This is a genomic window from Streptomyces sp. NRRL F-5135, assembly GCF_000719775.1.
Classification (GTDB): Bacteria; Actinomycetota; Actinomycetes; order Streptomycetales; family Streptomycetaceae; genus Streptomyces; species Streptomyces hebeiensis.
The window spans coordinates 1-26,077 of the sequence record NZ_JOHR01000029.1 but is presented as its reverse complement, the minus strand read 5'-3'; the positions used below and the strand labels follow the sequence as shown (position 1 = coordinate 26,077).

General features: G+C 70.0%; 23 protein-coding genes and 2 pseudogenes. 14 read left to right on the top strand and 11 right to left on the bottom strand.

What is annotated here, in order from left to right; translation table 11 throughout:
- Window positions 1-24: 24 nt before the first annotated feature.
- Window positions 25-447: a YybH family protein gene (locus IG02_RS0133535; protein ID WP_267958558.1), complete on the bottom strand. Its 423-nt coding sequence runs from the start codon at window positions 445-447 to the stop codon at window positions 25-27.
- A 147-nt stretch (window positions 448-594) separates the two neighbouring features.
- Between IG02_RS0133535 and IG02_RS0133530 the strand changes: the two genes are divergently transcribed.
- Complete coding sequence (locus IG02_RS0133530; RefSeq protein ID WP_030756778.1) at window positions 595-1,248, top strand: TetR/AcrR family transcriptional regulator; 654 nt, start codon at window positions 595-597, stop codon at window positions 1,246-1,248.
- A gap of 322 nt (window positions 1,249-1,570) precedes the next feature.
- Here the strand turns inward: IG02_RS0133530 and IG02_RS0133525 are convergent, their stop codons facing one another.
- Window positions 1,571-1,786 (bottom strand): hypothetical protein, encoded by a 216-nt coding sequence (locus IG02_RS0133525; RefSeq protein ID WP_030756775.1) that lies wholly within the window; start codon window positions 1,784-1,786, stop codon window positions 1,571-1,573.
- Window positions 1,787-2,007: 221 nt separating this feature from the next.
- Here IG02_RS0133525 and IG02_RS0133520 point away from each other — a divergent pair, with 221 nt between their 5' ends.
- A complete protein-coding gene (locus IG02_RS0133520; protein WP_078855039.1) occupies window positions 2,008-2,469 on the top strand; it encodes a GNAT family N-acetyltransferase in 462 nt (153 codons plus the stop codon).
- 184 nt (window positions 2,470-2,653) lie between these two features.
- Window positions 2,654-3,772, top strand: coding sequence for a phospholipase D-like domain-containing protein (locus tag IG02_RS0133515; protein WP_158712432.1), 1,119 nt, complete (start codon window positions 2,654-2,656; stop codon window positions 3,770-3,772).
- 82 nt (window positions 3,773-3,854) lie between these two features.
- On the opposite strand, the gene IG02_RS0133510 is transcribed toward IG02_RS0133515, so the two are convergent.
- Entirely contained in the window at window positions 3,855-5,057 is a 1,203-nt protein-coding gene (locus IG02_RS0133510) for a Gfo/Idh/MocA family protein (protein ID WP_030756767.1), read from the bottom strand.
- Between the two features lie 14 nt (window positions 5,058-5,071).
- A pseudogene (locus IG02_RS0133505) lies at window positions 5,072-5,260 on the bottom strand (sugar ABC transporter substrate-binding protein); the annotation flags it as partial.
- A 168-nt stretch (window positions 5,261-5,428) separates the two neighbouring features.
- On the opposite strand from IG02_RS0133505, the pseudogene IG02_RS43275 reads away from it, so the two are divergent.
- Window positions 5,429-5,994: pseudogene (locus tag IG02_RS43275) on the top strand (hypothetical protein); the annotation flags it as partial.
- 104 nt (window positions 5,995-6,098) lie between these two features.
- Here IG02_RS43275 and aztA read toward each other — a convergent pair.
- Window positions 6,099-6,842, bottom strand: a complete 744-nt coding sequence (gene aztA / locus IG02_RS0133500) for a zinc ABC transporter ATP-binding protein AztA (RefSeq protein ID WP_030756763.1) — start codon at window positions 6,840-6,842, stop codon at window positions 6,099-6,101.
- A 15-nt stretch (window positions 6,843-6,857) separates the two neighbouring features.
- On the opposite strand from aztA, the gene aztB reads away from it, so the two are divergent.
- The 4 genes from aztB (at window position 6,858) to aztD (ending at window position 11,255) form a co-directional block, all read left to right on the top strand.
- Window positions 6,858-7,736: a zinc ABC transporter permease AztB gene (gene aztB / locus IG02_RS0133495; RefSeq protein WP_030756761.1), complete on the top strand. Its 879-nt coding sequence runs from the start codon at window positions 6,858-6,860 to the stop codon at window positions 7,734-7,736.
- Window positions 7,737-7,751: 15 nt separating this feature from the next.
- Window positions 7,752-8,993: a hypothetical protein gene (locus tag IG02_RS0133490; protein WP_037805053.1), complete on the top strand. Its 1,242-nt coding sequence runs from the start codon at window positions 7,752-7,754 to the stop codon at window positions 8,991-8,993.
- Window positions 8,990-9,970 carry a zinc ABC transporter substrate-binding protein AztC gene (gene aztC / locus IG02_RS0133485; protein ID WP_030756755.1) on the top strand — a complete coding sequence of 327 codons (981 nt, stop codon included), beginning with the start codon at window positions 8,990-8,992 and terminating at the stop codon, window positions 9,968-9,970. Before IG02_RS0133490 ends, aztC begins: the two co-directional genes overlap by 4 nt.
- An 88-nt stretch (window positions 9,971-10,058) precedes the next feature.
- Window positions 10,059-11,255, top strand: a complete 1,197-nt coding sequence (aztD, locus tag IG02_RS0133480) for a zinc metallochaperone AztD (RefSeq protein WP_030756752.1) — start codon at window positions 10,059-10,061, stop codon at window positions 11,253-11,255.
- Between the two features lie 220 nt (window positions 11,256-11,475).
- Here aztD and IG02_RS0133475 read toward each other — a convergent pair whose 3' ends face one another.
- The 5 genes from IG02_RS0133475 to IG02_RS0133455 form a co-directional block, all read right to left on the bottom strand.
- The gene (locus tag IG02_RS0133475; RefSeq protein ID WP_030756742.1) at window positions 11,476-12,078 is read right to left on the bottom strand and encodes a TetR/AcrR family transcriptional regulator; all 603 of its coding nucleotides are present in this window, start codon (window positions 12,076-12,078) and stop codon (window positions 11,476-11,478) included.
- 239 nt (window positions 12,079-12,317) lie between these two features.
- A complete protein-coding gene (locus IG02_RS0133470; protein WP_037805050.1) occupies window positions 12,318-14,978 on the bottom strand; it encodes a family 78 glycoside hydrolase catalytic domain in 2,661 nt (886 codons plus the stop codon).
- A gap of 122 nt (window positions 14,979-15,100) precedes the next feature.
- On the bottom strand, window positions 15,101-16,546 hold the full coding sequence (locus IG02_RS0133465) for an MFS transporter (RefSeq protein WP_078855037.1): 1,446 nt from the start codon (window positions 16,544-16,546) through the stop codon (window positions 15,101-15,103).
- A 169-nt stretch (window positions 16,547-16,715) separates the two neighbouring features.
- Window positions 16,716-18,527 (bottom strand): beta-glucuronidase, encoded by a 1,812-nt coding sequence (gene uidA / locus IG02_RS0133460; protein ID WP_030756733.1) that lies wholly within the window; start codon window positions 18,525-18,527, stop codon window positions 16,716-16,718.
- A 168-nt stretch (window positions 18,528-18,695) separates the two neighbouring features.
- Window positions 18,696-19,919: a family 1 glycosylhydrolase gene (locus IG02_RS0133455; protein WP_030756730.1), complete on the bottom strand. Its 1,224-nt coding sequence runs from the start codon at window positions 19,917-19,919 to the stop codon at window positions 18,696-18,698.
- Between the two features lie 722 nt (window positions 19,920-20,641).
- Between IG02_RS0133455 and IG02_RS0133450 the strand changes: the two genes are divergently transcribed.
- From IG02_RS0133450 to IG02_RS0133425, 6 genes are all read left to right on the top strand, one after another.
- The gene (locus IG02_RS0133450) at window positions 20,642-21,364 is read left to right on the top strand and encodes a ThuA domain-containing protein (protein WP_030756727.1); all 723 of its coding nucleotides are present in this window, start codon (window positions 20,642-20,644) and stop codon (window positions 21,362-21,364) included.
- Window positions 21,334-22,470: a Gfo/Idh/MocA family protein gene (locus IG02_RS0133445; protein ID WP_030756724.1), complete on the top strand. Its 1,137-nt coding sequence runs from the start codon at window positions 21,334-21,336 to the stop codon at window positions 22,468-22,470. The genes IG02_RS0133450 and IG02_RS0133445 overlap by 31 nt, the downstream gene beginning before the upstream one ends.
- Before the next feature lie 178 nt (window positions 22,471-22,648).
- Window positions 22,649-23,422 carry an SDR family NAD(P)-dependent oxidoreductase gene (locus IG02_RS0133440; RefSeq protein ID WP_030756721.1) on the top strand — a complete coding sequence of 258 codons (774 nt, stop codon included), beginning with the start codon at window positions 22,649-22,651 and terminating at the stop codon, window positions 23,420-23,422.
- Between the two features lie 94 nt (window positions 23,423-23,516).
- The gene (locus IG02_RS0133435) at window positions 23,517-24,017 is read left to right on the top strand and encodes a YunG family protein (RefSeq protein WP_420707816.1); all 501 of its coding nucleotides are present in this window, start codon (window positions 23,517-23,519) and stop codon (window positions 24,015-24,017) included.
- Window positions 24,018-24,167: 150 nt separating this feature from the next.
- Complete coding sequence (locus IG02_RS0133430; RefSeq protein ID WP_030756706.1) at window positions 24,168-24,770, top strand: TetR/AcrR family transcriptional regulator; 603 nt, start codon at window positions 24,168-24,170, stop codon at window positions 24,768-24,770.
- Window positions 24,771-24,864: 94 nt separating this feature from the next.
- Entirely contained in the window at window positions 24,865-25,569 is a 705-nt protein-coding gene (locus IG02_RS0133425; protein WP_051766084.1) for an MOSC domain-containing protein, read from the top strand.
- A 93-nt stretch (window positions 25,570-25,662) separates the two neighbouring features.
- Here IG02_RS0133425 and IG02_RS0133420 read toward each other — a convergent pair.
- On the bottom strand, window positions 25,663-26,077 hold a 415-nt coding region (locus tag IG02_RS0133420; RefSeq protein ID WP_030756700.1), incomplete at its 5' end, for an FG-GAP repeat domain-containing protein.

Here is a 26,077-nt window from a genome sequence, read left to right as displayed (position 1 = left end):
GGTTCGGACCGTCGGGGAGACCTGTCAGCCTCGCTCCCACAGCGGCAACCGGAACATGGCGTAGGTGAACTTGCCGCTGATACGTCCTGCGGTGTCGAAGTGGAACACGTCCACACCGTGCCACTGCATGCGGCCGCCGTAGCGCGCACGGGCGAACAGGCGCAGTGGAAACGGCACATGTCGGCCGGACTCTCCGCTCATGTCGAGCCGGCAGGCCCAGCGGATCGTGGCGCGGCGGTTCGGCTCGTCGATGATCTTGTCGTACACGGCGAAGTGCATGGCGCCGTAGCGCCCGGCGAAGTGCGGCTCGAACTCTTTGCGGATCGCCGCGATGCCACGGCGCTCCGGGAGGTGACCGGGCAGGTACACGGCGTCGTCGGCGAAGAAGGACATGACCTTGTCGAGATCGGGGCTCGGCTCGTTGAAGGCGGCGACGAAGTCGTCAATGGTCTGACTGAGGTCGGTCGAGGTGGCGGAGATGGTCTTTCACTCCCGGAGCGCGCGATGGGGGGTCGGATGGCGGGACATTAACAGAACAGCCGTCCCTTAACAAGAGATGGGTGTTCTGTTAGATCTGGACTAGGATGAACGGTCATGTCAGCGCCATTCCAGCGGGCTCGACGCCCTGATCAGAAGGAGCAGCGTCGCGAGGCGATCCTCACCGCAGCTCGGGAGCTCGCCGAGCGTTCCGGCGTGGCCAGGGTCAGCCTGCAGGACATCGCCACCGCGGTCGGACTCGCCAAGTCGAACGTGTTGCGCTACTTCGGCACGCGTGAGGAGATCTACCTGCATCTGCTGATGAGCGCGGGTTCCGAGTGGGCGAGCGTGGTCAGTGTCCGGTTGCAGGAAGTGAGTGGGACTGAGGCAACGGCGGGTGTTCTCGCGGATGCCTTCGTGGACCGGCCGCTCTACTGTGATTTGACCACGCACTCGGAGACGATGCTTGAGCACAATGTGTCCGTCGAGGTGCTGAAGGTCTTCAAGAGATGGGCCATCGACACCTACTGGGCGATCGGCCAGCGCATCTCCGACGCCTGCCCGGAACTGACTCCCGCCGATGGCGCCGCACTCGTGATGACAGCCAGCGCTTTCGTCGCGAAGCTGTTTCCCATCACCCGTCCGCCTGAGGCGCTGCGTGAACTGTACGCGCGCGAGCCGGAAATTGCGGGGGCGTTCCCGCCGTTTCGCCCGACTCTGAAGCGCATGGTGGCGGCCACCGCGGCCGGCCTGCCTCTGGTGACACGTTAGAGGGGCAGCCCGAAATGATGAACTGTGGCTCCACCGACGCCTGCGGGACAGCCCCGCCCGTCACAGGCCCTCCGGACGCAGGAGGCACACCCGCCTCGCCGCGCCCCAGTCCCTTTCCATCCATGCGTTCCATCCGGCGCCGCAACGATCGGTCTGTACCACGACAACGACAACTTCACGGTGACCGATGGCGAGGTCACCCTGGACATCTCCGGTCTCGCCGGCGTCGCCGAGGTGCGGTGAGGAAGAGGATGGGGTTCGAGTGGAACCTGCGCCGGTTGATGGCGACGGCGTTGTACACGTGGGTGTCGGACGAGTACCGCTACAGATTGCTGGAGGCGTCGAGCGAGCGGGATTCCGGTCGCCCGCCGGCCGTACCGAGCGGCATAGCCTGCTCGTACGGCACGTTGAGCCACAGCTGGTCGCTCTGCGGCTCGTCCGCGGACGCGGGCGCGGCGAAACCGGCTGTGAGCAGGCCGACCGCCGCGGTGATACCGGTTCCGACGCACAGCGCGCGCCAGGCAGAGGCAGGTCTCATGGGACTCCCCTCAAAGGATGGCCGGACAGATAGTGGCCATGACGAACGACGCACCGGGGCCTCCGGGCGTACACATTCGACGATCAAGGAGGTCGAAAGGTTGTACGGGATGGGGCGTTCCCGTGCCCCGAGGCGCGCCGGCTGTATGCCGCCGCGTACTTCTCCCGCGTGCCTGCCGGGTGCGAAGATCGAAGGACCCACATCTGGACCGGGGGACGTAGATGGACGTGCTGATCAGGCCCGCCCGGGCGACGGAAGCCGAGATACTCACCGACTTGGCACTGCGGTCCAAGTCGCATTGGGGCTATGACGCCGAGTTCCTGGAAGCGTGTCGGGACGAGCTCACCGTGGGCGCGAGTGAGGTCGCGCGCCGACGAGCCCTGGTGGCTGACAGAGAGGGTCACATCCTGGGCTTCACGACTCTTGAGGGCGAGCCACCCGTCGGCGTTCTGGGCATGATGTTCGTCGAGCCGCGGGCCATCGGCCGGGGGATCGGCCGCCTGCTGTTCGAAAGCACCCTCGCTGCCGGACGAGACCTGGGGTTCACCCGGCTCACGATCGACGCCGACCCGAATGCCGAGCCTTTCTACCGCGCGATGGGCGCGGTGCGCACGGGAGATGTCCCCTCGGGCTCCATCGCCGGCAGAGTGCTGCCGCGGCTGGTCGTCACGGTCCAGCGCTGAAACGGTGCTGCTCGACAACCTCGTTGGGCGGCCACCGGCGGGGACGTACTGGCCGTGCGTGGTGCCACCGGCGGGGGCAGCGGCGAGTCCGGACACGAGCCACCGTGGCTTTCCGGCCACCGCCATGAAACGATCACGACTTCGTCATCTGGCGTCCACGGGAGTGGACCGGGGAGGGGAAGACGTGCGTATACGCATGCTGCTCATGGCGGTGGTGGCGCTCGTCGGCACCACGCTGACGGGGGGACCGGCATCTGCCGCACAGGCCGATCCGCCGATCGTCACTGGTGCCGTCTTCAGCAATCCGCGGGGGACGACCGCGGAGAAGAACGCCATCAAGAACCACATCATCGGTGCGATCGGCAATACCCAGAGCGGCCGGCTGATCCGAGCCTCGCTCTACGCGCTGACCGACCAGGGATATGCCGACGCTCTGACGTCCGCCCACGCCCGGGGCGTCAACGTCCGGGTCGTGCTCGACAGCAAGTTCGCCGACCGGGACGCGTCGCGGAACCTCGTCGCCGCGCTCGGCACCGACCGCTCCGCGCGGTCATGGGTCCAGGTGTGCACCGAGAACGCCGCGTGCATCGGCAACAGCGGGTCCGGACTGATCAACCACAACAAGTTCTTCACCTTCTCCCGCATCGGCGACGCCGGCGAGGCGGAGGACGTGGTCATCCAGACCTCGGCCAATCAGACCCCGGTCAACACCGACAAGTACTGGAACAACGCCTACACGGTCGTCGGCAACACCGCCCTCTACACGGCGTACGTCGGCTACTTCAACGATCTGGCCGCCATGAAGAAGAATTCCGACTACTTCACCCAGGGCAAGGTCGGCACGGAGAAGTACTACTTCTTCCCGCAGCGCACGGGCGACATCGTGGTCAGCATCCTCTCCAACCTGTCGTGCGCGGACAACGGGAAGGTGAGTGTGGCCGCGTTCGCCCTGCACCGCGACGAGGTGGCCGCGAAGCTGAGGGCCATGGCCGACCAGGGCTGCTCGATCCGCGTCGTCTACCACGACAGCAACGACGCGGCCGAGCTCACCGGGCACAGGAACATCGACCTGCGGCAGCTCTCCACCTCCGACGGCTACCTCGTGCACTCGAAGTACGTCCTGATCGAGGGCACGTACGCGGGCCACGCCGACACCAAGTGGACCTTCACGGGCTCCCACAACCTGGACTACTCGTCCCTCCGCGAGAACGACGAGGCGCTGCTCCGGCTGGAGGGGGCCGCGCCGTACGACGCGTACCTCCGTGACTTCACCTCCCTGCAGGCCGCCGCCACCAAGGTCTGATGACCCGGCGGCCCTCGCTCGCGGTGCGGCGGGCGGCGCACACCCGTCGCTCCGGCGTGCGCCTGTCGCTCCGGCGTTCCCGTTACTCCGGCGCGTCCCCGAAGTCCGGGATTTCCAGGCGTTCACCGTCCTTCAGCGCAGACTCGTGCGCCACGATCCCGGGCAGGGTGTAGCGGGCCGCGACCCAGGCGTTCACCGGGGGGAGCGTGCCCGTGGCGACCGCCGTGACGAAGTCGTCGGCCAGGAAGTGGTGGCTTCCCTCATGGCCGTTGGAGACATGGGCGAACTCCTGGGGCAGCCGGGACCGGTCGTGCACGGGCGCCGAGCCCGAGGTGAACGCGTCCCGCAGCGCCGGCGCCACGTGCTGGAGCGACGGGTCGTCGGGGGAGAGGGTCGCCTTGGGGCGGAGGTGATCGGTGATGTCCTGTACACCCTCCTTGTCCTGCCAGAAACTGACCGTGGCGAGCTGTTCGAGGCTCGCCTCCGTACCGAAGAAGCGGAAACGCGACTCCCGGATGTGGGACGGATAGCCCACCCGACGGAACTCGTTCGTACGGAACGAGCCGCCGCCGGCGACCTCGAACAGCGCCGTCGCGTTCGAGAAGTCGTTGTCGAACTGGCTGATCTCCTTGTCGAAGACCCCGTCCCCCCGGTCGTCCCGTACGCCGATGGCGGAGACACTCACCGCATGCGTCCGCCAGGCGCCGAGCACCCCGCCGACCGAGTGGGTCGGATAGAGAAGGGGCGGGTAGCTGGCGGTGGACTTCCAGCCCTCGCCGCCGCTGTACCGGTACGCCTCGTAGAAGCCGAGGTCCATGTCGTGCACGTAGTCGCCCTCGGCGTAGAAGAGCCGGCCGAAGGCGTCCTTGGCGACCTGCTCGCGGGCGTAGACCGTGGCCGGGTTGTACTGGCTGGTCTCGCCCATCATGTACGTCAGGCCGGTGTCCCGTACGGCGTCGATGATGGCCGCGATCTCTCCGTGGCTGACCGCCATCGGCACAGCCGAGTACACGTGCTTGCCCGCCCGCAGGGCCTGGACGACGAGGGGGCCGTGCGTCCAGCGCTGGGTGAAGACCGCGACCGCGTCGACGTCGGAGTCCAGTACGGCCTCGAATGAGGGGAGCGTGCCGGCGAGGCCGTGCTCGGCGGCGAGCCGGGCGGCCCGCTCGGGGACGAGGTCGGTGGCGACGATGTCACCGACGCCCGGGTGCAGCCGCCAGAGCTTGGCGAACTGCCCGGCGAACTGCCCGGCGCCGACGATGGCGAGGGAGAAGGGCGTGGACATGGAACACCTTTCGGTCAGTCCTGCGCGAGGATGCGGTTGATCTGGCGGTTGGTCGTGTCGAGGCCGCTCACCGGCTTGCCATTGGCGTAGATGTCCTGGAGCGCCGGCTTCATCAGGGCCACGAGATCCGCCGCGTAGTCGGTGATCGGGTACGAGAATGTGGTCCGGTCGGCGACCGGCCGGGTGAAGGCGGTCACGTCGGCCGAGGCCCGGTTTCCGCTCGGCGCTCGGACGCGTACCGCGTTCGGGAGGGTGCGACTGCGCAGTGCTTGAGGCGACAGTCATCAAAGACTCCCTTGTCACATGACTCGTCCTCGGGTTGAGTTACTTTTGACTTGGAACAATCGACCCGTCAAGACAGTTGGGCACCACTGAGCCCCGCCGAACGGCGCGGTGGCCATTGAGGTGCTGACCCAGGGCCCCGTGTCGCACAGCGAGATCGCCAGGAAGCTGAACCTCTCGGCGGGCAGCCTCACCCGGCTGACCAAGCCACTGTTCAAGATCACCGCCGATACGGTCCACGGCGTCGTCACCACCCTCAAGAGTGATGTCGTCGCCCATAGGGCCCTTCCGCTCGCCACCCGCGCTCCGGACGCTGTCGCCGCCTTGCCGCACGAGATGACCGACGGGTTCGCCCGGGACTTCCCCCGTCTGGCCGGGGTCGGCGTCGAGGTCGGCGGCCATGTGCGCGACCCTCCGCCGAGCACGGCCGGTGGATCGGCCGTCACTGGATCATCAACCCCCATGGGCCGCTCACACCTGACGGAACTCGGGGCAGCGCCGTCGCGCTTCTCGCCATCCCGAGCATCCGCTACCAGGTCCGGGCGGCCACCGGCCGGGACCACGGCTACGACGAGATCCTCGCCCTCGCCGCAGCGCGGGCGACCCCCCGGCCGCCCGCGTCATCGACGAGGCGGCCCACGCGCTCGGTACGGTGTGCCGGGCGGCGTCCGTCAGCCGTTCCCGCGTCACCGGGCCGCCACGCGCCGCCGGCCCAGTTGTCGTTCGGCCCTGTTCGCGTCGGGCGGGGCGGCCCGTGTGTCAGAGCGGCTGCCAGATCCGGGCGAGCGCCGACTCGGTGAGAACCTGGTCGGGGCGGCCCGCTCCCGCCAGGCGTCCGTCGCGGAGCACGAGGCACGTGTCCGCCGAGCGCGCGGCGTCCAGATCGTGTGTGGCCTGGACCACCGTCACGCCGTCGGCGACGAGTTCCGTCAGCAGCGCCCCGATCCGTTCCCTGGCCTCCGGGTCCAGCCCCGTGGCCGGTTCGTCGAGAAGCAGCAGATCGGACCCCTGAGCCAAGCCCTGTGCGATCAGGGCGCGCCGGCGCTGTCCGCCTGACAGCTCCCCCAACTGACGCGTGCCGAGATCGCCGATGCCGAGCCGGTCGAGCGCGTGGTCCACCGCCGCGTGGTCGCGCCCCGTCAGCCGGCGCCAGGGGCCGCGTTCGCCCCAGCGTCCCATCTCCACGGTCTGCCGGACGGTCAGCGGCAGTGTGTCGCCGGTGGCCGTGCGCTGGGGGACAAAGGCGGGCGGCAGTTCCCCGTGGTGATGCAGCTCTCCCGATGCGGGACGGATCACACCGGCCAGGACGGCGAGCAGCGTCGACTTGCCGCTGCCGTTCGGGCCGACCAGCGCGGTCGTGGCCAGTCTCGGTATCTCGGCGTCGAGTTGACGCAGGACGGGGCGGCCCGGATATCCGGCACACAGTCCGACGAAGCGGACGTGCGCGGTCCGGTCCTGCGTCGCCGTGGTCGGACGGGTCGGTTTTATGAACATGATTTTCATTGTAGTGTGCTCGTCATGGAGTGGTTGACGGCCCCGTTCGAGGTCACCTTCGTGCAACGAGCCCTGTGGGGCGGAATCCTGGTGTCGGCGATCTGCGCGCTGGCCGGGACCTGGGTGGTGCTCAGGGGAATGGCCTTCCTCGGCGACGCCATGTCCCACGGGCTTCTGCCGGGGGTCGCGGTGGCCGCGCTGTTCGGCGGCAACCTGCTGGTCGGCGCGGCGCTGAGCGCGGCCGTCATGACAGCGGGCGTCACGGCGCTGGGCCGTACTCCGAGGCTGTCCCAGGACACCGGGATCGGGCTGCTGTTCGTCGGCATGCTCTCGCTCGGCGTGATCATCGTCTCGCGCTCGCAGTCCTTCGCGGTGGACCTGACCGGATTCCTCTTCGGTGACGTCCTCGCCGTACGCCGGCAGGATCTGTTCCTGCTGGCGGCGGCGCTGCTGGTGGCGCTGGCCGTCTCGGTCCTCGGCCACCGGGCCTTCCTGGCCCTGGCGTTCGACCCGCGGAAGGCCCAGACCCTCGGTCTGCGTCCGCGAGTCGCCCATGCCGTGCTGCTCGGACTGCTCGGTCTGGCGATCGTCGCCTCGTTCCACGTCGTGGGAACGCTGCTGGTCCTCGGCCTGCTCATCGCCCCGCCCGCCGGGGCGCTGCCATGGGCGCGCAGTGTCCGCGGGGTCATGGCGCTCGCCGGGCTCCTCGGCGTCACCGCCACGTTCGGGGGGCTGCTGCTGTCCTGGCATCTGGGCACCGCCGCCGGGGCGACCGTCTCGGCCCTCGCGGTCGGTCTGTTCTTCCTCTCCCACCTGGCCTCCGGCCTTCGTCATCGCCGTGGACACCGCTCGACCGCCCCCGCCCCCGGGCCCGCCCGTGCCCCTGCGCACGAAGCCAACTGAAAGAAACGTGAGGCGATGGTCTTGACCGTCCGAAGAAACGTCACTCCATGGGCAACGGCCGCCCTGCTGCTCACCACGCAGCTCACCACGAGCTGTACGGGAGACGGCGACAACGCAGCCCGGCCGACGCCGACTTCCTCGTCCGCCACGCCGCACGGGTTCATCGAGGGTGCGCGGGAGGCCGCCGAGCAGCAGTCCCGCCTGATCCTCAACGACCCCGAGAGTGGGAACACCCGGGTCCTCGACCTCATCAGCGGCAAGGCGCACACCACGGCACGGGTGGCGGGCGCCGTCCGGCTGGGCACGGACGGGCGGTTCGGCTACGTCCACACCGCCGAGAGCACACATGTGCTCGACAGCGGCGCGTGGACGGTGGACCACGGGGACCACGTTCACTACTACCGGGCGGCGATACGCGATGTCGGTGACCTCGCCGCGGGCCGTGAAGCGCAGGTACGCGGCGACGCCGCCGTGACCGCGGTGACCGACGAGGACGGCCGGGTGGCCCTCCATGACCGGAGCAAGCTGGAGAAGGGCGAGATCGGGTCGTCCCGGACGCTGTCGGGCGCCTACGCCGGTGCCGTCGTACCGTACGCGGAGCACCTGCTGGGCCTCACCGAGAAGGGTGACACGACGAGGCCGGCCGTGTTCGACCGGCAGGGCAAGCGCGTCGCGTCCCCGGAAGCGGAGTGCGAGGACCCGCGCGGCGACACCGTCACCCGACGCGGAGTGGTGCTGGGATGCGCCGACGGCGCCCTGCTCGTCCATGCGGAGAACGGCTCCTTCACCGCCGAGAAGATCCCCTACGACGACGCCGTCCCCGAAGGGCAACGGGCCGTTGACTTGCGGCAGCGCCCCGGCGGCGACACTCTCACCGCGCCCGCCGGGAACGACGCCGTGTGGATTCTCGATGTCACCGAGCGGACGTGGGCCCGGGTGGAGACCGGGCCCGTCGTCGCGGCCAACACCGCGGGAGAGGGCTCCCCGCTGCTCGTCCTGGAGACCGACGGCGCCCTGCACGGCTACGACATCGCCACCGGCGAGCACATCGCCAGGACCGAGCGGCTTCTGACGGGTAAGCAGCGCGCGGGGACCGACGGAACCGCACCCGTGATCGAGGTCGACCGCAGCCGCGCCTACGTCAACGATCCCGGCGGAAAGAGGGTGTTCGAGATCGACTACAACGACGGCCTGCGCGTCGCGCGCTCCTTCGCCCTGGACATCGAGCCGGTGCTGATGGCGGAGACCGGCCGATGAGGGGAACGAACCGCGCCCGGATACGCATGGCACGGCTGCGCGGCCTGCTCATGGGGCTGCTCGCCCTGGCCACGGCCGCCACCGCCACCGCCTGCGCCACCGAGGGCGGCCGGCCCCGGATCGTGGTGACGACGAACATCCTCGGCGACATCGCGAGGGAGATCGTCGGAGAGGAGGCCGACGTCACCGTCCTGATGAAGCCGAACGCGGACCCGCACTCCTTCGGCCTGTCGGCCGTGCAGGCCGCCGAACTGGAACGTGCCGACCTGGTGGTCTTCAACGGTCTGGGACTGGAGGAGAACGTGCTGCGGCACGTGGACGCGGCCCGCGAGTCCGGCGTCGCCACTTTCGAGGCGGGCAGGGCGGTCGATCCGCTCACCTTCCGGGCGAGCGACGACGGCGGTCCCGACGAGGAGGAAGGGCGTCCCGACCCGCACTTCTGGACCGACCCGGACCGGGTACGGAAGGCCGCCGGGCTGATCGCCGACCAGGTGATCGAGCACGTGGACGGCGTGAACGAGGCCGCGATACGCGCCAACGCCGACCACTACGAGAAGAGCCTCGCGGACCTCACCACCTGGATGGAGAAGTCCTTCGACCGCATCCCCGAGGACAGACGCGCCCTGGTGACCAACCACCACGTCTTCGGCTACCTCGCCGACCGCTTCGGCTTCCGGGTCATCGGCGCGGTCATCCCCAGCGGCACCACCCTCGCCTCACCCAGCTCCTCCGACCTGCGCTCCCTCACCCGGGCGATGGAGAAGGCCGGCGTGCGCACCGTGTTCGCCGACTCCTCCCGGCCCACACGCCTGGCCGAGGTGCTCCGGACCGAACTGGGCGCCCGGGTCCGGGTCGTCGGACTCCACTCGGAGTCACTGACCGCGAAGGGCGAGGGCGCCGACACCTATCTGCGGATGATGCGCGCCAACACCACCGCCATGACCGACGGCCTGACCGCCGGCGCGACCGGCGACTGACCCGCTGCGCCCATGGACGCCGGCCGACCGGGCCGGGACCGTCACGTACCCCACGCCGCCACCGCGCGGCTCGGAAAGGAACACACCGGTGAACACCTCGATACGCGCCAGAGCCCTCACGGGTACGGCACTCACCCTCGCGGCGGCCACGGTCCTGACCGCCTGTGGAGGAAAGGACTCCTCCTCGGGTGCCAAGGACACGTCGAGCGCCGCACCCGCCGCCGCGGCGGTCAAGGACCCGTTGGTCGCCACGTTCGACGGGGGCCTGTACATCCTGGACGGCCAGACCCTCGAACTCACCGAGACCATCGGGCTGTCCGGATTCAACCGGGTCAACCCCGCCGGCGACGACGACCACGTCATCGTTTCCACCGACAGTGGCTTCCGCGTACTGAACGCCGCCGAGCGGACCTTCAGCGACATCGAGTACCGGGGTGCCAAGCCCGGTCACGTCGTCCGCCACGCGGGCCGGACGGTGCTCTTCACCGACGGCACCGGTGAGGTCAACGTCTTCGACCCCGCCGACCTGAGCGGCGGCGAGAAGCCCGAGAGCCGCACCTACACCTCCGCCGAGGCGCACCATGGTGTCGCCATCGAGCTGGAGAACGGCGAACTCCTCAGCACACTGGGCACCGAGGAGAAGCGCACGGGGGCTCTCGTACTGGACAAGAACAACAAGGAGATCAAGCGCGCCGAGAACTGCCCCGGTGTGCACGGCGAGGCAGCCGCCCGGAACGAGGCCGTCGCCGTCGGCTGCGAGGACGGCGTCCTGATCTACAAGGACGGCGAGTTCACCAAGGCCGAGGCGCCCGACGACTACGGCCGGATCGGCAACCAGGCCGGCAGCGACGCCTCGCCGGTCATCCTCGGCGACTACAAGACCGATCCGGACGCGGAGCTGGAGCGGCCGACCCGCGTGTCCCTCATCGACACCGAGAAGGCGAAGCTGAGCCTGGTCGACCTGGGCACCAGCTACTCGTTCCGCTCGCTGGCCCGCGGCCCGGAAGGCGAGGCGCTCGTCCTCGGCACCGACGGAGCGATCCGCGTGATCGACCCGGCAAGCGGTGAGATCGAGAAGAAGATCCCCGCCGTCGGCGAGTGGCAGGAACCCTTGGACTGGCAGCAGGCCCGGCCCACCCTCTTCGTCCGCGGCCACACCGCCTACGTCTCCGAACCCGGCAAGAAGGCCCTGCACGCCATCGACCTCGACACCGGCAAGAAGATCACCTCCGTGACCCTGCCGAAGAGCACCAACGAACTGTCGGGCGTCATCCCGGGACACTGACTCCGCGCCCCACGGTCCGGACCCGCACCGGGGACACGCCGTCTCAGCCCACTACCGTTTTCGGTGGTCGGGCTGGGACGCGTGTCTCGGAGCGGCCACCGTCTGGATGGATGACCCTCTCCGTCTCCCTGTGCTCGGCCCTGGGCCTGCTCGACGGGTCACCGGGCAGCCATGACGACCGGAGCGGACGACCGGTCGTGATCCTCGTGCTCTTCCCGACTCACCGGCCGTCCCGGTCGAGAAGCAGGCGCACGAAGTCGTCGAGAGGTCCGGTGACGTCGAGTTCCTGGTCGAGCACCCACTGCAACTGGAGTCCGTTGAGTACGGCGTGGAAGAGTACCGCGGCGCTCTCGGGGCTCAGGCCCTCGCGCAACCGGCTGCCGTCCGCCTTGCCGCGCAATCCCTCGGCGAACTGCGCGCGCCCGCGTTCGTAACGCTCGACGAAGTACGCGTGAGCGGGATGGTCCGAGCGTGAGGCCGCGGCGGCGAGCTCGATCCACAGGCGCATCAACTCCGGAGCCTTCTGGTGGTGGCGGACGAGCTCGCCGAGGTAGGGCGACAGTTGCTCCGGACGATCGACCTGCGCCAGGCCCTGCTGCCACTCCTCGGAGTCCCGCTCGGCGAGCACCGCGGCCAGCAACTCGTCCTTGTTGCGGAAGTGATGGAGGAGGCCCGCGTGCGTGATGCCGACCCGTTCCGCGATATCCCGCAGGGAGGCCTTGGCGTAGCCGTTCTCCGCGAAACTGTCACGTGCCGCCCGTACGATCATCGCTCGGCGGGCCGGTGTCTTGGCGTACGGCCCGCGCCCTTTCGCCTCGCCCACGGTGCGCTCGCTCTCTCCCACGATGCCGGTTCGAACAGGTCCTGCGCGGCCACTCGGGATTAAAAGTTACCACACGGTTGGGATTTGTGGCGTCGAGTCGACCCGGGCGTCGCGTCGAAGTCATGGCGCACGACGAGCCGTTCACCGGGACGAGCCGGCCGGCTGGGGCGGCCGTCCCGGTGGCCGCGGCTCGCGGGGGAACCGTCGGCCGTGACATCGATCGTTCGTGAGTGGTCGTCTCAACGCGCCCCGGGCAGTGGGCGGGTGGCGCGGAAGGTCCCCGTCGCGACGGTCTCGGCGGTGCCGTCGGGGAAGACGACGCGTGCGGTGGTGGCCGACGGCACGTCGACGGTGAGGGTCAGCTCGTCACCGGTCGTCCGCCACTCGACGGCGATCGTGCCCTGAGGGGACTCGTGTGTGCCCCGGGCCCACGTCAACGAGGGGTGGGGGATGGGTGCGACCTCGAAGGACTCCCAGGCGACCGACCCCGGTGACTGCCGCAGACCCAGCGTGTGGGTGTGCAGGAAGCGGATCACGGCGCCCTTGCTGTAGTGGTTCAGGGAATCGTGGGCGTCTCCGTTCCCGTCGACGCCTTCCCAGTCCTCCCAGATCGTTGTCGCGCCGCGGTCGAGCATGTAGAGCCAGGACGGTGCGGTGCGCCGGAAGAGCAGTTCGTAGGCCAGATCGACATGACCGGTGTGGGCGAGAACGGGGAGCAGGTCGCAGGTGGCGAGGAAGCCGGTCCCGAGGTGGGTGCCGGCGGCGCGGATCAGTTCGACGAGACGTGCGGCGGCGGCCGTGCGCAGCTCGTCGGGGACGAGTCCGAGGGAGAGGGCGCGTACGTAGCCGGCTTGGGTGTCGCCGGCGGTGCGCCCGTCGGGGGCGAGGAACTCGGTGCGCCAGGCGTCGCGGACGTGTTCCGCCGTCTCGGCGTAGCGGGCCGCGTCCTCGGTGCGGTCCAGCACCCTGGCGACACGGGCGAGGGCCGACGTCGAGCGGTACAGGAAGGCGGTGCCGACCTCGCCCTTGTCGGCCATGAACCAGGCGACGGGGTCGGTCCTGATCGGGTCGACGGGCGTGCCGTCAGCGGCCTTCGACTTCGGCTCGCTCCACTCTCCCCAGTGGAAGGAGCCGTCCCACAAATACCGCTCGTGCGGAAGGGGCTCGGCCGAGCGTTCTGTACGGGACGCGTGGCGTGCGGTGCGGGCGGTTTCCAGCGCCCACTCGACCCAGCGGACCATCGCTTCCCAGTTCTCGGTGAGGACGTCGCGGTCTCCGTAGGACTCGTACAGCTCCCAGGGCACGGCGACGATCGCGTCACCCCAGCCCGCCGAGCCGGTCATCATGGCGAGCCGGTCGTCGAGGTGGTGCTTGACGCGCCGTCCGTCGGGCGAGAAGTTGGCGATCCGGCCGTCGGGCAGCTGGTCGTCGCGGACCGAGCGGAGCCATTTCCGGCTGAAGCCGAGGACGTCGTACAGGCGTGTGGCAGTCGGTGCGAAGACCTGGTAGTCGCCGGTCCAGGCAAGGCGTTCGCGGGTCGGACAGTCCGTCGGAACGTCGACGGCGTTGCCGCGGAAGCTCCAGTCGGCGATCTCGTGAAGACGGTTGAGGTCGTCGTCGTCGCACGCGAACGTGCCGGTGCGGCGCAGGTCGGTGTGGACGACGCGCATCGTGATGCTCGCGGGGTCGAGCGGGGCGCCGTCGCGGCGGAGGCGAGCGTACCGGAAGCCGTGCACGGTGTGTCGGGGCTCGAACGTCTCGCCCCGTCCCGCCGAGACGGCCTCGTCGCGCTGGACGAAGGGGACGAGCTGCCCGTCGGGGCTCACGGAATCGAGGTGAGTGGTTGTCAGGTCGCCGTCCGGGCCGAGGTGTTCGCCGTGGTCGACGACGGTACGGGTGCCTGCCGGGCCGAGGTCGCTCAGGGCGATCCAGCCGGAGGCGTTCCGGCCGAAGTCGGCGATCCAGCGTCCGTCCCCGATCCGCTCGACCCGCAGGGCCGGGCGCGACTCCACGACGCGCACGGCAGGCGCCGGTGACCAGTCGATCGCGGGCGCTTCGACCTGGTCGACGAGGACGGGCCGTCCGGTGCCGGGCCCGCCGCGGAAGTCGGTGGTCTGCCCGTCCATGAGGTCGGCCCGGAGGATGGCCGACCGGGTGCTCGTCCACGTCTCGTCGCTGCGTACGACCTGCCGTGAACCGTCCCCGTACGCGATGTGCAGCTCGGCACGCGCCCCGAGCGTCGTCCCCCAGCCGGCCGGCAGTCGGAACGCGCCGACCTGGCCCCGGTACCAGCCGTCGGAGAGGAGGATCTCGAGCAGATTGCCGCCCGCCCTGACAGCGGCCGTGACGTCCGATGCCTGGGCGTAGAGCGTGCGGTCGTAGGAGGTGGACCCCGGTGACAGCACGGCGGTGCCGGCCCGCTCGCCGTTCACGTAGGCCTCGTACACGCCGAGAGCGGTCGCGTACAGCCGCGCCGAGCGTACTCCGGCCCGTGCCTCGAACCGCGTCGTCAGCGTGTGGGCCGGACGCTTTCCGTGGCCGGGGTCGCCGGGTTCGGCCGGCGATATCCAGCGCGCCCGCCAGTCCTGGTCGAGGAGTCCGACCTCGAACGTGTGCCACTCCGACCACGGCGACGGGCCCGTGGCGTCGTCGGCCCGGACTTGCCAGGCCACCTGCCGGCCGCTGCGCAGCGCGGCCCAGGGCCAGGGCAGGAACCGGTGCCGGCCGGGCGCGGCCCGGACCGCGGGCCGCGCCTCACCGTCGACGGTGAGGCGCAGCTCGTATCCGCCCGGGCGTGCCATGCCCGACGGCGGCTTCCACGAGAGGCGGGGTGTGGGGCCCGACACGGCGAACTGGTCACCGCCGCTGTCGACGCGCAGGTCGTACGGTGCGTTCTTCATGCTCTGCCTTCTGAGGAGACGATGGACGCCGCCGCAGCACACGGCGGCTGACGCAGGCGGACGCCCCGGCGGCTTTCCTCGGGCACGAGGGGTGTGCGGGGCGTGTGGGGGAGCGGGGAGCGCTACCGGACCGACGTGACCTTGAACTTGATGATCAGTCCGCCGGCCAGTGCGAGGACCGCGCCGCTCAGGTAGAGCTGCGTGTAGTTCTTCTCGCCTCCCGCGGCGCCGATGGTGATGATGAGCGGGGCGATCAGCGGGGCGATGGCGCTGGGGATCTTCTGTGCGAAGGCCACGACCGCGAGATAGCGGCCGGCCTGGGCCCGGTCCGGGAGGACGGCGAACACGATGGCCTGGTCGACGGCGCTGAACACCGCGATGGCGAGCTGCATCAGCACAGCGCCGACGACGAGCTGGGGCAGCGAATGGGCGAACGCCTCGACGACGGCCCCCGCGACGAAGATCGTGGAGCCGATCAGGGTGAACAACTTGCGCCGGCCGAGCTTGTCGGAGAGGAAGCCGCCGCCGATGGCACCGCCTGCCGCGGCCAGTATCCCGATGGTTCCGACCGTCGCCACGACGCCGGCGACCTCCTTGATCGGCAGGTCGAGCCGCTGGGCGTAGAAGAACGTGCCGAAGGTGGTGTTGAAGTACAGGCCCATGAAGAAGACGAAGCGACCGAGCCAGTTCCACCCGAAGTCCGGGTACCGCCGAGGATCGAACCCGTAGCTGGCGAACAGGCCCTTGAGGGTCACATCGCTGGTGCGGACGAGTTCACGGGAGTCCCCTTCCGGCTTGAAGAGGGGGAACAGCAGCAGCAGAACCGCGCCGAGGACGCCCGGGACCAGGAACACCAGGAGGGCGCTGGAGGCCACCGCGTACGCGATGCCTATGCCGACCACCGGTGCGACCTGGCTCGTGACGCTGGTCAGCGCGGAGACGCGACCGCGCTGCTCCTCGGGCACGCGGTCGGCCTGGACGTTCTGGATGGCCTGCCCAGCCGTGGACCAGCCGACCATGCCGACGACCCACGTCACGCCCACCAGGAACACGGTCGGTACGACGGCGATGCCGAAGAGCGCGACGACGCCGAGGGCCGTTCCGACAATCAGGAACGGTGTCCTGCGGCCGAGGCGGGAGCGCGTCCTGTCGCTCCAGAAACCGATCAGGGGGCTGAGGAGCAGGTAGACGAACTGGGCTGATCCGGTCACGTATCCGAGCAGTTCCTCGCGTCCGGGAGTGAGCTCGGAGATGCGCAGTGCCAACGAGTAGGACAGCGGAACCATCAGCGCCAGCGAGGCACCGAAATTGGCGATCATCATCCAGGAGATGTAGGCCGCGCCGACCTTCTTCAGCGGTGGGGCCTGGAGCTCGGGTACGGGGGTCTCGGCAGGCTCCTGGCCGTCGCTCCGGGCGGGGCGCGCCGGTTTCCGGCCGTCGCCTGGCGTCGGCCGTACCGGTTCCCGGCTGTAGCCCGGTGCCGCCGCTGCCCGCTCCTCGTCGTCGCTCTTCGCGGGTTCGCTCGGTGGGGGCCCCGCCACGCTGATGTCAGGATCGTTGTGAGGCATGAGGACTCCTTCGTCTCATGAGGGGCGGGTGGCACGGCAGTTGGCGGAGGGTGGCACGCGCACGTGTGGCCGGACCGGCGGTGCCGACCGGGCAGCAGCGGTACCAGACCCGCTCGGCAATCGACTGCCACCGGGGTTCAAGGCAGGGGAGCGCGGACGGGGATGCGTGTCAGCCATTCGCGGCCGGGCCGGGCCTGCGTCCGTCCAGGCCGCGCCAGCGGCGACGGAGCGCGAACGCGGCCGCCTTCGGCTTGCGATCGCGGGTGAAGACGCCCTTCTTGTTGCCGTCGACGCGGTGGATGCCCGCGGAGGTCTGGAAGTCGGCGAAGTTCCAGACGTGTTCGCCGATGAACTCGGGTACGCGGTCGAAGACGCGGTGGTACATGGCGAGGTAATCGCTCTGGTACTCCTCGCTCCACGGGGTGTCCCAGACGGAGTGCAGGCCCGGCTGGGTGTCGGCGCCGTACTCCGACATCATGACCGGTTTGCCGAAGCGCCGGGCCCAGCCGCGGAGGTCCTGCTCCAGGTACTGCTCGGCGGCCCTGAGGTCACCGGTGAAGACGTACCAGCCGTAGTAGCGGTTGATGCTCAGGACGTCGAACAGGTCGCCGATCAGGTCGTTGTCCGGCGTCGCGAACATGACCGCGGCGTAGGTGAGGGGGCGGGTCGGGTCGAGTTCGCGGGCGAGCCGGGCCAGCGGTTCGAAGTACTCGCGCGCGCCCTCCTCGTTGGAGGCCGGTTCGTTGGCGAGGCACCACATCACCACGCTGGGATGGTTCTTGTCCCGTTCGATCAGTCTCCGCAGGTGCCGTGCGTGGACGTCGCGGGTGGGCCCGCCGAAGTTCTCCGGTGCGAAGGTCGGGGTCGGCGCGGCTCCGGTGAGTCCGCCCATGACGCCCAGGTTGAGGCCGACGGCGGCGGTCTCGTCGATGACGACGATGCCGTGCCGGTCGGCGAAGTCGAGCACCTCCTCCGCGTACGGGTAGTGCGAGGTGCGGAAGGAGTTGGCGCCGGTCCATCGCAGGAGTTCGAAGTCGTGGACCAGGTAGGCGTCGTCGTGGCCCTTGCCGCGGACCGGGGTGTCCTCGTGCTTGCCGAACCCGGTGAAGTAGAACGGCTCACCGTTGATGAGGAACTCGGTGCCGCGCACTTCGACGGTGCGGACGCCGAAGGACTGGGTGTAGCTGTCGACGGTGCCGCCGTCGGCGGTCAGCTCCACCACGAGGTCGTAGAGGTGGCCGGCCCCGGGCTGCCAGAGAATGACGTTCTCGATACGGAAGGCGCCCTCGGAGCCGTGTGCCTCCGCCACGGTGCGGCCCGTCTCGTCGACCGCGCGCACCCGGACGGTGGTGGCATCGGCGGCCTCGCCCGCGGTCTCCACGCGGTAGTCGACGGTGCCGGCCGCGCCGTCCCGGCCGGTGACGACCGTGACGTCCGCGACGAAGGTCGGTGGCGTACTGCACAGGCGGACCGGGCGGGCGATGCCCGCGTAGTTGTAGAAGTCGTGCAGGTACGACTGGCGATCGCGGCCGTCCGAGCCGGTGGTGACGGTGCCCGGTGGGATGGTCACGTTCGTCAGCCGGTTGTCGACGCCGACGGTGAGCCGGAACTCCGTGCCGGGGCGGACGATCCCGGTCAGGTCTGCCTCGAACGGTGTGTAGCCGCCGGTGTGTTCGGCCACCAGCCGGTCGTCCACGTACACCTGCGCGGCGTGGGTGACGGAGCCGAAGCGGAGGACCACCCGTTCCCCCGCCCAGCCGCGCGGCACACGCACCTCGCGCTGGTACCAGGCGATCCCCACGTGGTCTCGGATCTCCGTGTCCACGAACAGGTCGTTGTAGCTGGCGGGGACGGGGGCCTCGAGGGTCGAGGCGAGCCGCGACGCCCATGGAGTGGCACCGGCGTGGGTGTCGAGGGCGAATCGCCAGAGTCCGTCGAGGCTCACGATGTCACGGGTGGGACTGGTGCGGGGCGAAAGCATGGGGCTCCTACGCGTGGTCGCCGGGCAGTGGCCCGGGGGAAATGGAGCGGGCGCGGCGTCGTGGGCCACATCGTTCACCGGGGTCGGCGAGACCGCGCCGCCCTGACAGTGAGACCCGTCCGGCCAGGGGCCGGGACGTACGGAACGGGTACCTGCACGGTGTTGTCCTCACGGTCGTGGGGTACGGTCAGCGCGTGCGCGGCGAGCGGTCTCGCCCAGCCACGCGAGGCTGGGCTTGGGGCGGCGCTCGAAGGTCTCCCGGTCGACCTCGACCAGACCGAACGTCGGCTCCCAGTGGCCCCACTCGTAGTTGTCCAGCAGGCTCCAGTGCAGGTACCCGCGTACATCGATGCCGTCGGCCAGCGCTGCCCCGAGGTGGTCCAAGGCTTCGCGGGTGTAGGCGATCCGGCGGGTGTCGTCCCGGGTGGCGATTCCGTTCTCGCTGATCAGGATAGGCATGCCGCCGGTGACCTCGGCGGTGTGCCGCACGGCGATACTCAGGGCGTCGGGCCGGTAGGCTGTTCCCACGAGTGTGTTGTCCGGATGCGGTGGGTGGGGCTCGATGCCGTCCGGGCCGACCCACTGGCTGGAGTACGACTGCACGCCGACGAAGTCATCGCCGTGTGCTCCCTCCAGATAGAGGTCCTCCCAGATGTGCTCCAGCTCCCGCTTCTTCTCCTCGGCCCCTGGGCGGGCGACGAAGGCACGGTTGGCGACCGTCCAGCCGACCTTGGCGGCGGTGCGCTCGCGCAGTACCTCCCGGGCGGCGTGGTGCGCCTCGACCAGCCGTTCGCCGATCTTCACATCGGGAGCCGGCAGCGGCGGCCGCGGGCTCTCGTTGTCGACGGTGGGGCTCTGCCACTCCTCGGCCGTCTGCCGGTCCCGTACGGCCCGCGCCATGCCGACCATGATGGCCAGCATGTTCGGCTCGTTCATGGTGACGACCCACTCGACGCCTTCGAGGATCGGCGAGACCGCCTCGGCGTACGCCCGGAACCGCTCGACGGCGCGGTCGCCGAGCCAGCCGCCCTCCTGTGCGAACCAGAGTGGGCTCGTGAAGTGGTGGAGGGTCACGACCGGGGTCAGGCCGAGCTCGGAGGCTGTGTCGATCATGCCTCTGTAGTGGGCGAGTTCGGCTCGCGAGAATACCCCGGGGACAGGCTCGATCCGTGCCCATTCGATGCCGAAGCGGTAGGCATCGAGACCGGCGTCGGCGAGCAGTCCCATGTCTTCGCGGTACCGGTGGTAGCTGTCGCAGGCGTCACCACTGCGCTCCATGCCCGGTATCCGCCCCTCGCTCGCCCAGAAGTCGCTGTTGAGGTTGTTGCCCTCGATCTGGTGCGGTGCGGTGGAAGCTCCCCAGAGGAATCCGGGAGCGAATTCGGTCGTCATGGACTGCCTTCCTGTCTGTGGGTGGTGACGGCCGGCCGGTGCTCGCGCTGCGACCGGGGTTGTGCGGACGCGCCGCACAACCGCACTCGTTCCGCCGGGAGTTCAGCGCTCCTTCGTGGGTGGGGCCGAGACCTTCGTCGGTGTGGCAGTGCGCGGATACGCGCCGGGCGAGCGCCAACTATTACCAAGTGGTTGGTTTTCGTTCGGGACGCTAGACCTGGATCACCAGGGTGGGAAGGTCGCCGTTCGGCTTCGTGATCAGAACGTTATGTCTCGCGGTCGCCCCCTGCCGTGCCGGCGGGTCTGGGCCCCGGCGCGCGCGAGGGGGTGACCGCGGACCTCCGGTCAGGGCCCCCTCCACAGTCCGTGGCAGCGGCATTCGCCAGTGGGTCGGGAACGGGGACATCGCGATGGTGACCTCGGAAGGGCGATCGAGTCGTTGCTGGTCGACTCACCGAAGAACGTCTTCGTCGCCAACGGTCGCAACCCGCCGATGAGAGCGCCCGCGGGGGCCCGCCCGGGTGGTGCGGGCCGCAGCGTCGGGACCGCCCACGTCCGGCGACGACGCGCGCGGCGTGGTTCACAGGGCGGCTCCTTTCCGGGACGCTACGTCGTGCGGAACGGCGAGGCGGGGCGCGGGAGGGCCCGGGCCCCACCCGCGTCCCGCCGAGCCCGCTTGTCGTAGGACCCCGAGTCGGAGGAGCACAGGAGCGGTGGAAACGATGAGACGCGACGTTTCTGAGAAGAGGGCCCTGGTGGTGCGGGGCGGATGGGAGGGGCACCAGCCCGTCGAGGCCACGGAGTTGTTCATCCCCTTCCTCGAACGCAGCGGATACGACGTGCGAGTCGAGGAGTCGACCCACGTCTACGCCGACGCCACGACCATGTCCGGCACCGACCTCGTCGTCCAGTGCGTCACCATGTCGGAGATCGCCGCCGACGAGCTGAAGGGCCTCGCCGGGGCCGTCGCCGCCGGCACCGGTCTGACCGGCTGGCACGGCGGCATCGCCGACTCCTTCCGCGCATCATCGGACTATCTCCACCTGGTGGGAGGCCAGTTCGCCACTCACCCGGGCAAGGATCCCTGCGAGCGGCGGGGCGGGCAGGAGGACAACTACCTGCCGCACACCATCGACATCACGGACCTCGGGCGCGAGCACCCCGTCACCGCGGACATCGGCGACTTCGCCCTGGACACCGAGCAGTACTGGGTGCTCCACGACGACCTCATCGACGTCCTGGCCACCACCACACATCCCACGCGTCCCTGGCAGCCGTGGCAGCGCCCGGTGGTCTCCCCGGCGATCTGGACCCGGAACTGGGGCGCGGGACGCGTCGTCGTCACCACCCCCGGACACAGCGTGGACGTACTCGAGAACCCGAATGTCCGCACCGTCATCGAAAGGGGCATGCTGTGGGCGACCCGCACCGCATCGGCATCGTAGGACTCGGCGTCATATCCCGTGCCTACGTGGAAACGCTCGCGAACCATCCGGCCGTGCGGATCACCGCGGTCGCCGACCTCGACGCGGCCCGGGCCACCGCGGTCGCCGCCGGGATCCCCGGCGCGGAAGCCATGACCGTCGAGAGGCTGTTCGGCGACTCCGACGTCCAGACCGTGCTCAACCTCACCACCCCGGCGGCTCACGCCGAGATCGCGCTCGGCGCCATCGCCGGGGGCAAGAACGTGTACGGCGAGAAGCCGCTGGCCGCGACCTACCGTGACGGGAGGGCGGTCGTCGAGGCGGCGGCCGCGGCGGGCGTGCGCATCGCCTGCGCCCCGGACACCGTCCTCGGCACGGGCACCCAGACGGCCCGCGCGGCGATCGACGCCGGCCTCGTCGGACGCCCCCTCGCCGCGCTCGCCGTCATGGTCACCCCGGGACACGAACGCTGGCACCCTCATCCCGACTTCTACTACACCGACGGCGGGGGCCCGCTGATGGACATGGGACCGTACTACGTCTCGGCCCTGGTCCACCTGCTGGGACCGGTCCGCGCGGTGATCGGAGCGTCCGCCCGCCTGCGCGGCGAGCGGGTGATCGGCTCCGGACCGCGTACGGGGGAGACGATCCCGGTCGAGGTCGACACCCATGTGTCCGCGGTGCTCGAGCACGTGGGAGGCGCGTTGTCGACGCTCACGACCAGTTTCGACGGCACGGCCACGACGGCTGTCCCCATCGAGGTGCACGGCGAGACCGGCACGCTCGCGGTACCCGACCCCAATCGCTTCGACGGCGAGACACGGCACTTCGGACTCGGCGGCACCGACTGGCGCCCGCTCGAACCGTCGGCCGGATACGCCGGCGGTGCCCGTGGCATCGGCCTCCTCGATTTCCTGACCGCCGACGCCCGGCGCCCGGCACGGGTCGGCGGCGACCACGCCCTCCATGTGCTGGAGACACTGCGAGCAGTCCTGCGCTCTTCGTCCGAGGGAAGGCGTGTCGAACTGACGACCTCGGGCAACCGGCCGGAACCGGTGCCGCTGACCCCTGCCGACGAGTGGAAACGAACGGGCGCGTCTTCCGTCCGGCGGATGGACCCACGCTGATCACACCGCCGCGCACATGCGAGGCACAAGGCCGTTGCCGGGGCGCACAGACCGGTCTGCCGGGCGAGCCTCCGTGCCGCCGGCGGTCACGGCGGGCCGGTGTCGGCCGTGATGTTGACATCCGGACATCGACCACCGCAAGCTGCGGACCACCCGCTTGTCCTGGAAGGAACGGTACGTGCAGGACGTCACCACCCGCGGAGCGCTCGTCACGGGTGCCTCACGTGGCATCGGACGTGCGACCGCAGTCGCCCTGGCGGCGGCGGGACACCGCGTCGCGGTCCACTACGGGCACCACCGCGAGGACGCCGATCGGACCCTCGCCCTGCTGCCCGGCGAGGGCCACCTGGTCGTCGGCGGGGACCTCGCGGATCCGGCCGCGGCGCGTGGCGTCGTCGACGAGGCGGTGCGGGGGCTGACGACCCTGGACGTCCTGGTGAACAACGCCGCGGTGGCCCCGCAGGCGGCGAACCGGCACCGGATCGGCGAAGTCGGCTGGGACGCCTGGGTCGAGACGTGGAACTCGATGATCCACACCAACCTCCTCGGGGCGGTCAACGTCACCTGGGCCTTCGTCGACCAGCTGATCGGCCGCGGCGCGCCCGGCAGCATCGTCAACGTGGGTTCCCGCGGTGCCTACCGGGGCGAGCCCGACCACCCGGCGTACGGGGCGGGAAAGGCCGCACTCCACGCGTTCGGCCAGTCGATCGCCGTCGCCCTGGCGCCCCACCGGATCGCCGTCACCTCGGTGGCACCGGGTTTCGTCGCCACCGAACGTCAGATGGCGAAACTCTCCGGCCCGGAGGGAGACGCGGTGCGGGCGCAAAGCCCGTTCGGCCGGGTGGGGACCCCGGAGGAGATCGCCGCGGCCGTCGTCCACCTGGCCTCGCCGGGCGCGGCCTGGGCCTCCGGAGCCGTACTGGATCTCAACGGAGCGTCCTACCTGCGATGACCAAGGGGGAGGGGAAGCACCCCCGACGAGAGGCGGAGCGCCGTCGGCCGGCGGAGCACCCTCGATTGTCAGTGCCTGGTGGAAGGCTGACGGCATGACTCCTTGGAATCTGCTGGATCTCGACCGGGCTCTGCGTGAGAGCTGGGCCCTCGACACGTGTTCGCCCGACGACCTGGACGACTGGCGGCCCGGCAACCCCGCTCGGGGCCACTGCGACATCACCGCCCTGATCGTCCACGACGTCTTCGGCGGCTCCCTCGTGGTGGGCGAGGTGTACCTCGACGGAACGCAACACGGTTTCCACTGGTGGAACCGGCTGCCCAGCGGGGTCGAACTGGATCTGACACGTGAGCAGTTCCTGCTGGGGCAGACCATCGGCGCGGCCCGCGTCGTCGAGCGTCCTGCCGGCCCGCTGCCGCGCCGCTGGGACGAGTACCTGTTGTTGCGCGAGCGTGTCGGCGAACGCCTGGGGTCGGGCCTGCCGGAGGGGAAGCGGCGTCAGCCGGCCAGCACGACGGGCCCCACACCGCCGTCGGACCCGCCGTGGGGCGGCCGCACGCCGACGAGGACGAGGGCCCTCCTTCCCAGTGCGTGACCGCGTCAGGCCGGTGCCGATGCGCCTCGGCCGATGACGGCGGTCTTCGCTGCGCCCTGGCACTCAGGTTTGGACGCTGTGTCCCCGCTCTGCCATCATAAGAAACCGGGACATTGTCCCGGTAAACCGGGTGGTGGAGGGACGGACAGGGTGAACGGCGGCGATCGGGACGCGGGACGCGCGGCGGGACGCGCGGCACGGCCCAAGCGGGCGGACGCGCGACGCAACGAGGAAGCCCTGCTCGACGCGGCCGCCGCGGTTTTCGTCACGTCGGGCGTGGAAGCGCCGATCCGCGACATCGCGGCCGAGGCCGGCGTCGGGACGGCCACGATCTACCGCCACTTCCCGACGCGGGCGGATCTCATCGTCGCCGTCTACCGGCATCAGGTGGAGGGCCTTGCCGAGGCCGGTCCGGCGCTGCTGGCGGCCGGCCCGACTCCGCATGCCGCGCTGGGGCGATGGATCGACCTCTTCGTCGACTTCCTGGTCACCAAGCACGGACTCGCCGCCGTGCTGCAGTCCGACGACCCCTGCTTCGACCCCCTGCACTCCTACTTCCTCGACCGGCTCGTCCCCGTGTGCGCGCAGTTGCTCGACGCGGCAGCCGATTCGGGCGAGATCCGCTCCGATCTCGAGCCGTACGAACTGATGCGCGGCGTCGCGAGCCTCTGCGCGGGGGCCGGCAGCAATCCCCGCTACGACACACGCCGACTGGTCGGGATCCTCGTCGCGGGACTGCGCCGACCGCACTGACGAGGCGCCGCCGGCCACCCGGGCCCGCGGTCGGCAGGCAGACAGACGCCGAATTCACTGGAGCACTCGAAGGCGAGTGGTTACCATCCGGCCAATGAAGTTGCTGACTGTGAACCGGGGCCGTCCCAGGGCTGTGGAGTACACCAACTCTCCGAGCGGCACTACCGGGATCTTCAAGGAACCCGCCGACGGTCCGGTCGGGGTGGCCGATCCTGGCCCCCCGGGCCGGGGAGGCAGTGGCGTGGCCGGTGACGCGGTCTGCGACCTGCGTCATCACGGCGGCAGCGACCAGGCGGTGTACGCCTTCGCCCGGGAGGACCTGGACTTCTGGGAGCGTGAGCTGGGACGGTCATTGCCCAACGGCGCGTTCGGGGAGAACCTCACCACATCCGGCCTGGACATCACCGGCGCCCGGATCGGTGAGCGCTGGCGGATCGGCCCCGACCTGGTGCTGGAGACGACGAGCGGACGGATCCCGTGCCGCACCTTCCAGAGCAGACTCGGCGAGGAGGGCTGGGTCAAGCGCTTCACCCGGCGTGCCGTCACCGGCGCCTACCTGCGAGTGATCGTTCCCGGCGAGATCCGGGCCGGTGATCCGATCGAGATCGTGCACCGGCCGGATCACGAGGTCACGGTGGCCATGGCCTTCCGGGCGGTCACGCTCGAACGCGAGCTGCTGCCCGAGGTCCTCGCCGCCGGTGACGCCCTGCATTCCGAGGCGCTGCGGCTGGCGCGCGAGTATGTCGCTTCGCTCAACGGCAGTGCGCGGCACCGGCCGACCAGGAGCGGCGTTCCGTAACGCCGAATACCGCCGCCTCCGCTACGGCGTCGAGCGTGCGGGGCGCCCCGAGGGAGGCGCCCCGCACGGCCTCGGTACCGGCCTGCCGGTGTCTTACCAGCCGCCGGTGCCTATTTCGGTACGGCCGCCCAGGGTGCTGCCGTTGCCTTTGTAGAGGTAGAGCTTGCCGGTCTTGTATGTGGCGGATTCGATGGCGGTGAGGTCGCCGATGTCGTCGCCGGTGAAGTCGGCGGCTGCGTAGTCGGAGATGCCGTTCCAGCCGCCGGTGCCGATGAGGATCCTGCTGCTGAGCGTGTTCAGTCCGGGTGAGCCGGTGCCGGGGTAGAGGTACAGTTCGCCGGTTTCGGTCTTGGTGGCGATGAGGTCGGCTTTGCCGTCTGCGTTGAAGTCGCCGGGGGAGGCGAGTTTGTTCATGCCGTTCCAGCCGCCGGTTCCGATGAGGGTGCGGGTTCCGAGTGTGTTGAGGCCGGTGTTTCCGGTGCCGGGGTAGAGGTAGAGTTCGCCGGTT

What these genes read in the sequence shown, in the direction of transcription:
- IG02_RS0133530 (WP_030756778.1), top strand. Translation starts at nt 595, where the DNA reads ATGTCAGCGCCATTCCAGCGGGCTCGACGCCCTGATCAGAAGGAGCAG.
- IG02_RS0133525 (WP_030756775.1), bottom strand. Translation starts at nt 1,786, where the DNA reads ATGAGACCTGCCTCTGCCTGGCGCGCGCTGTGCGTCGGAACCGGTATC.
- IG02_RS0133520 (WP_078855039.1), top strand. Translation starts at nt 2,008, where the DNA reads ATGGACGTGCTGATCAGGCCCGCCCGGGCGACGGAAGCCGAGATACTC.
- IG02_RS0133510 (WP_030756767.1), bottom strand. Translation starts at nt 5,057, where the DNA reads ATGTCCACGCCCTTCTCCCTCGCCATCGTCGGCGCCGGGCAGTTCGCC.
- aztA (WP_030756763.1), bottom strand. Translation starts at nt 6,842, where the DNA reads ATGAAAATCATGTTCATAAAACCGACCCGTCCGACCACGGCGACGCAG.
- aztB (WP_030756761.1), top strand. Translation starts at nt 6,858, where the DNA reads ATGGAGTGGTTGACGGCCCCGTTCGAGGTCACCTTCGTGCAACGAGCC.
- IG02_RS0133490 (WP_037805053.1), top strand. Translation starts at nt 7,752, where the DNA reads ATGGTCTTGACCGTCCGAAGAAACGTCACTCCATGGGCAACGGCCGCC.
- aztC (WP_030756755.1), top strand. Translation starts at nt 8,990, where the DNA reads ATGAGGGGAACGAACCGCGCCCGGATACGCATGGCACGGCTGCGCGGC.
- IG02_RS0133470 (WP_037805050.1), bottom strand. Translation starts at nt 14,978, where the DNA reads ATGAAGAACGCACCGTACGACCTGCGCGTCGACAGCGGCGGTGACCAG.
- IG02_RS0133465 (WP_078855037.1), bottom strand. Translation starts at nt 16,546, where the DNA reads ATGCCTCACAACGATCCTGACATCAGCGTGGCGGGGCCCCCACCGAGC.
- uidA (WP_030756733.1), bottom strand. Translation starts at nt 18,527, where the DNA reads ATGCTTTCGCCCCGCACCAGTCCCACCCGTGACATCGTGAGCCTCGAC.
- IG02_RS0133455 (WP_030756730.1), bottom strand. Translation starts at nt 19,919, where the DNA reads ATGACGACCGAATTCGCTCCCGGATTCCTCTGGGGAGCTTCCACCGCA.
- IG02_RS0133450 (WP_030756727.1), top strand. Translation starts at nt 20,642, where the DNA reads ATGAGACGCGACGTTTCTGAGAAGAGGGCCCTGGTGGTGCGGGGCGGA.
- IG02_RS0133435 (WP_420707816.1), top strand. Translation starts at nt 23,517, where the DNA reads ATGACTCCTTGGAATCTGCTGGATCTCGACCGGGCTCTGCGTGAGAGC.
- IG02_RS0133425 (WP_051766084.1), top strand. Translation starts at nt 24,865, where the DNA reads ATGAAGTTGCTGACTGTGAACCGGGGCCGTCCCAGGGCTGTGGAGTAC.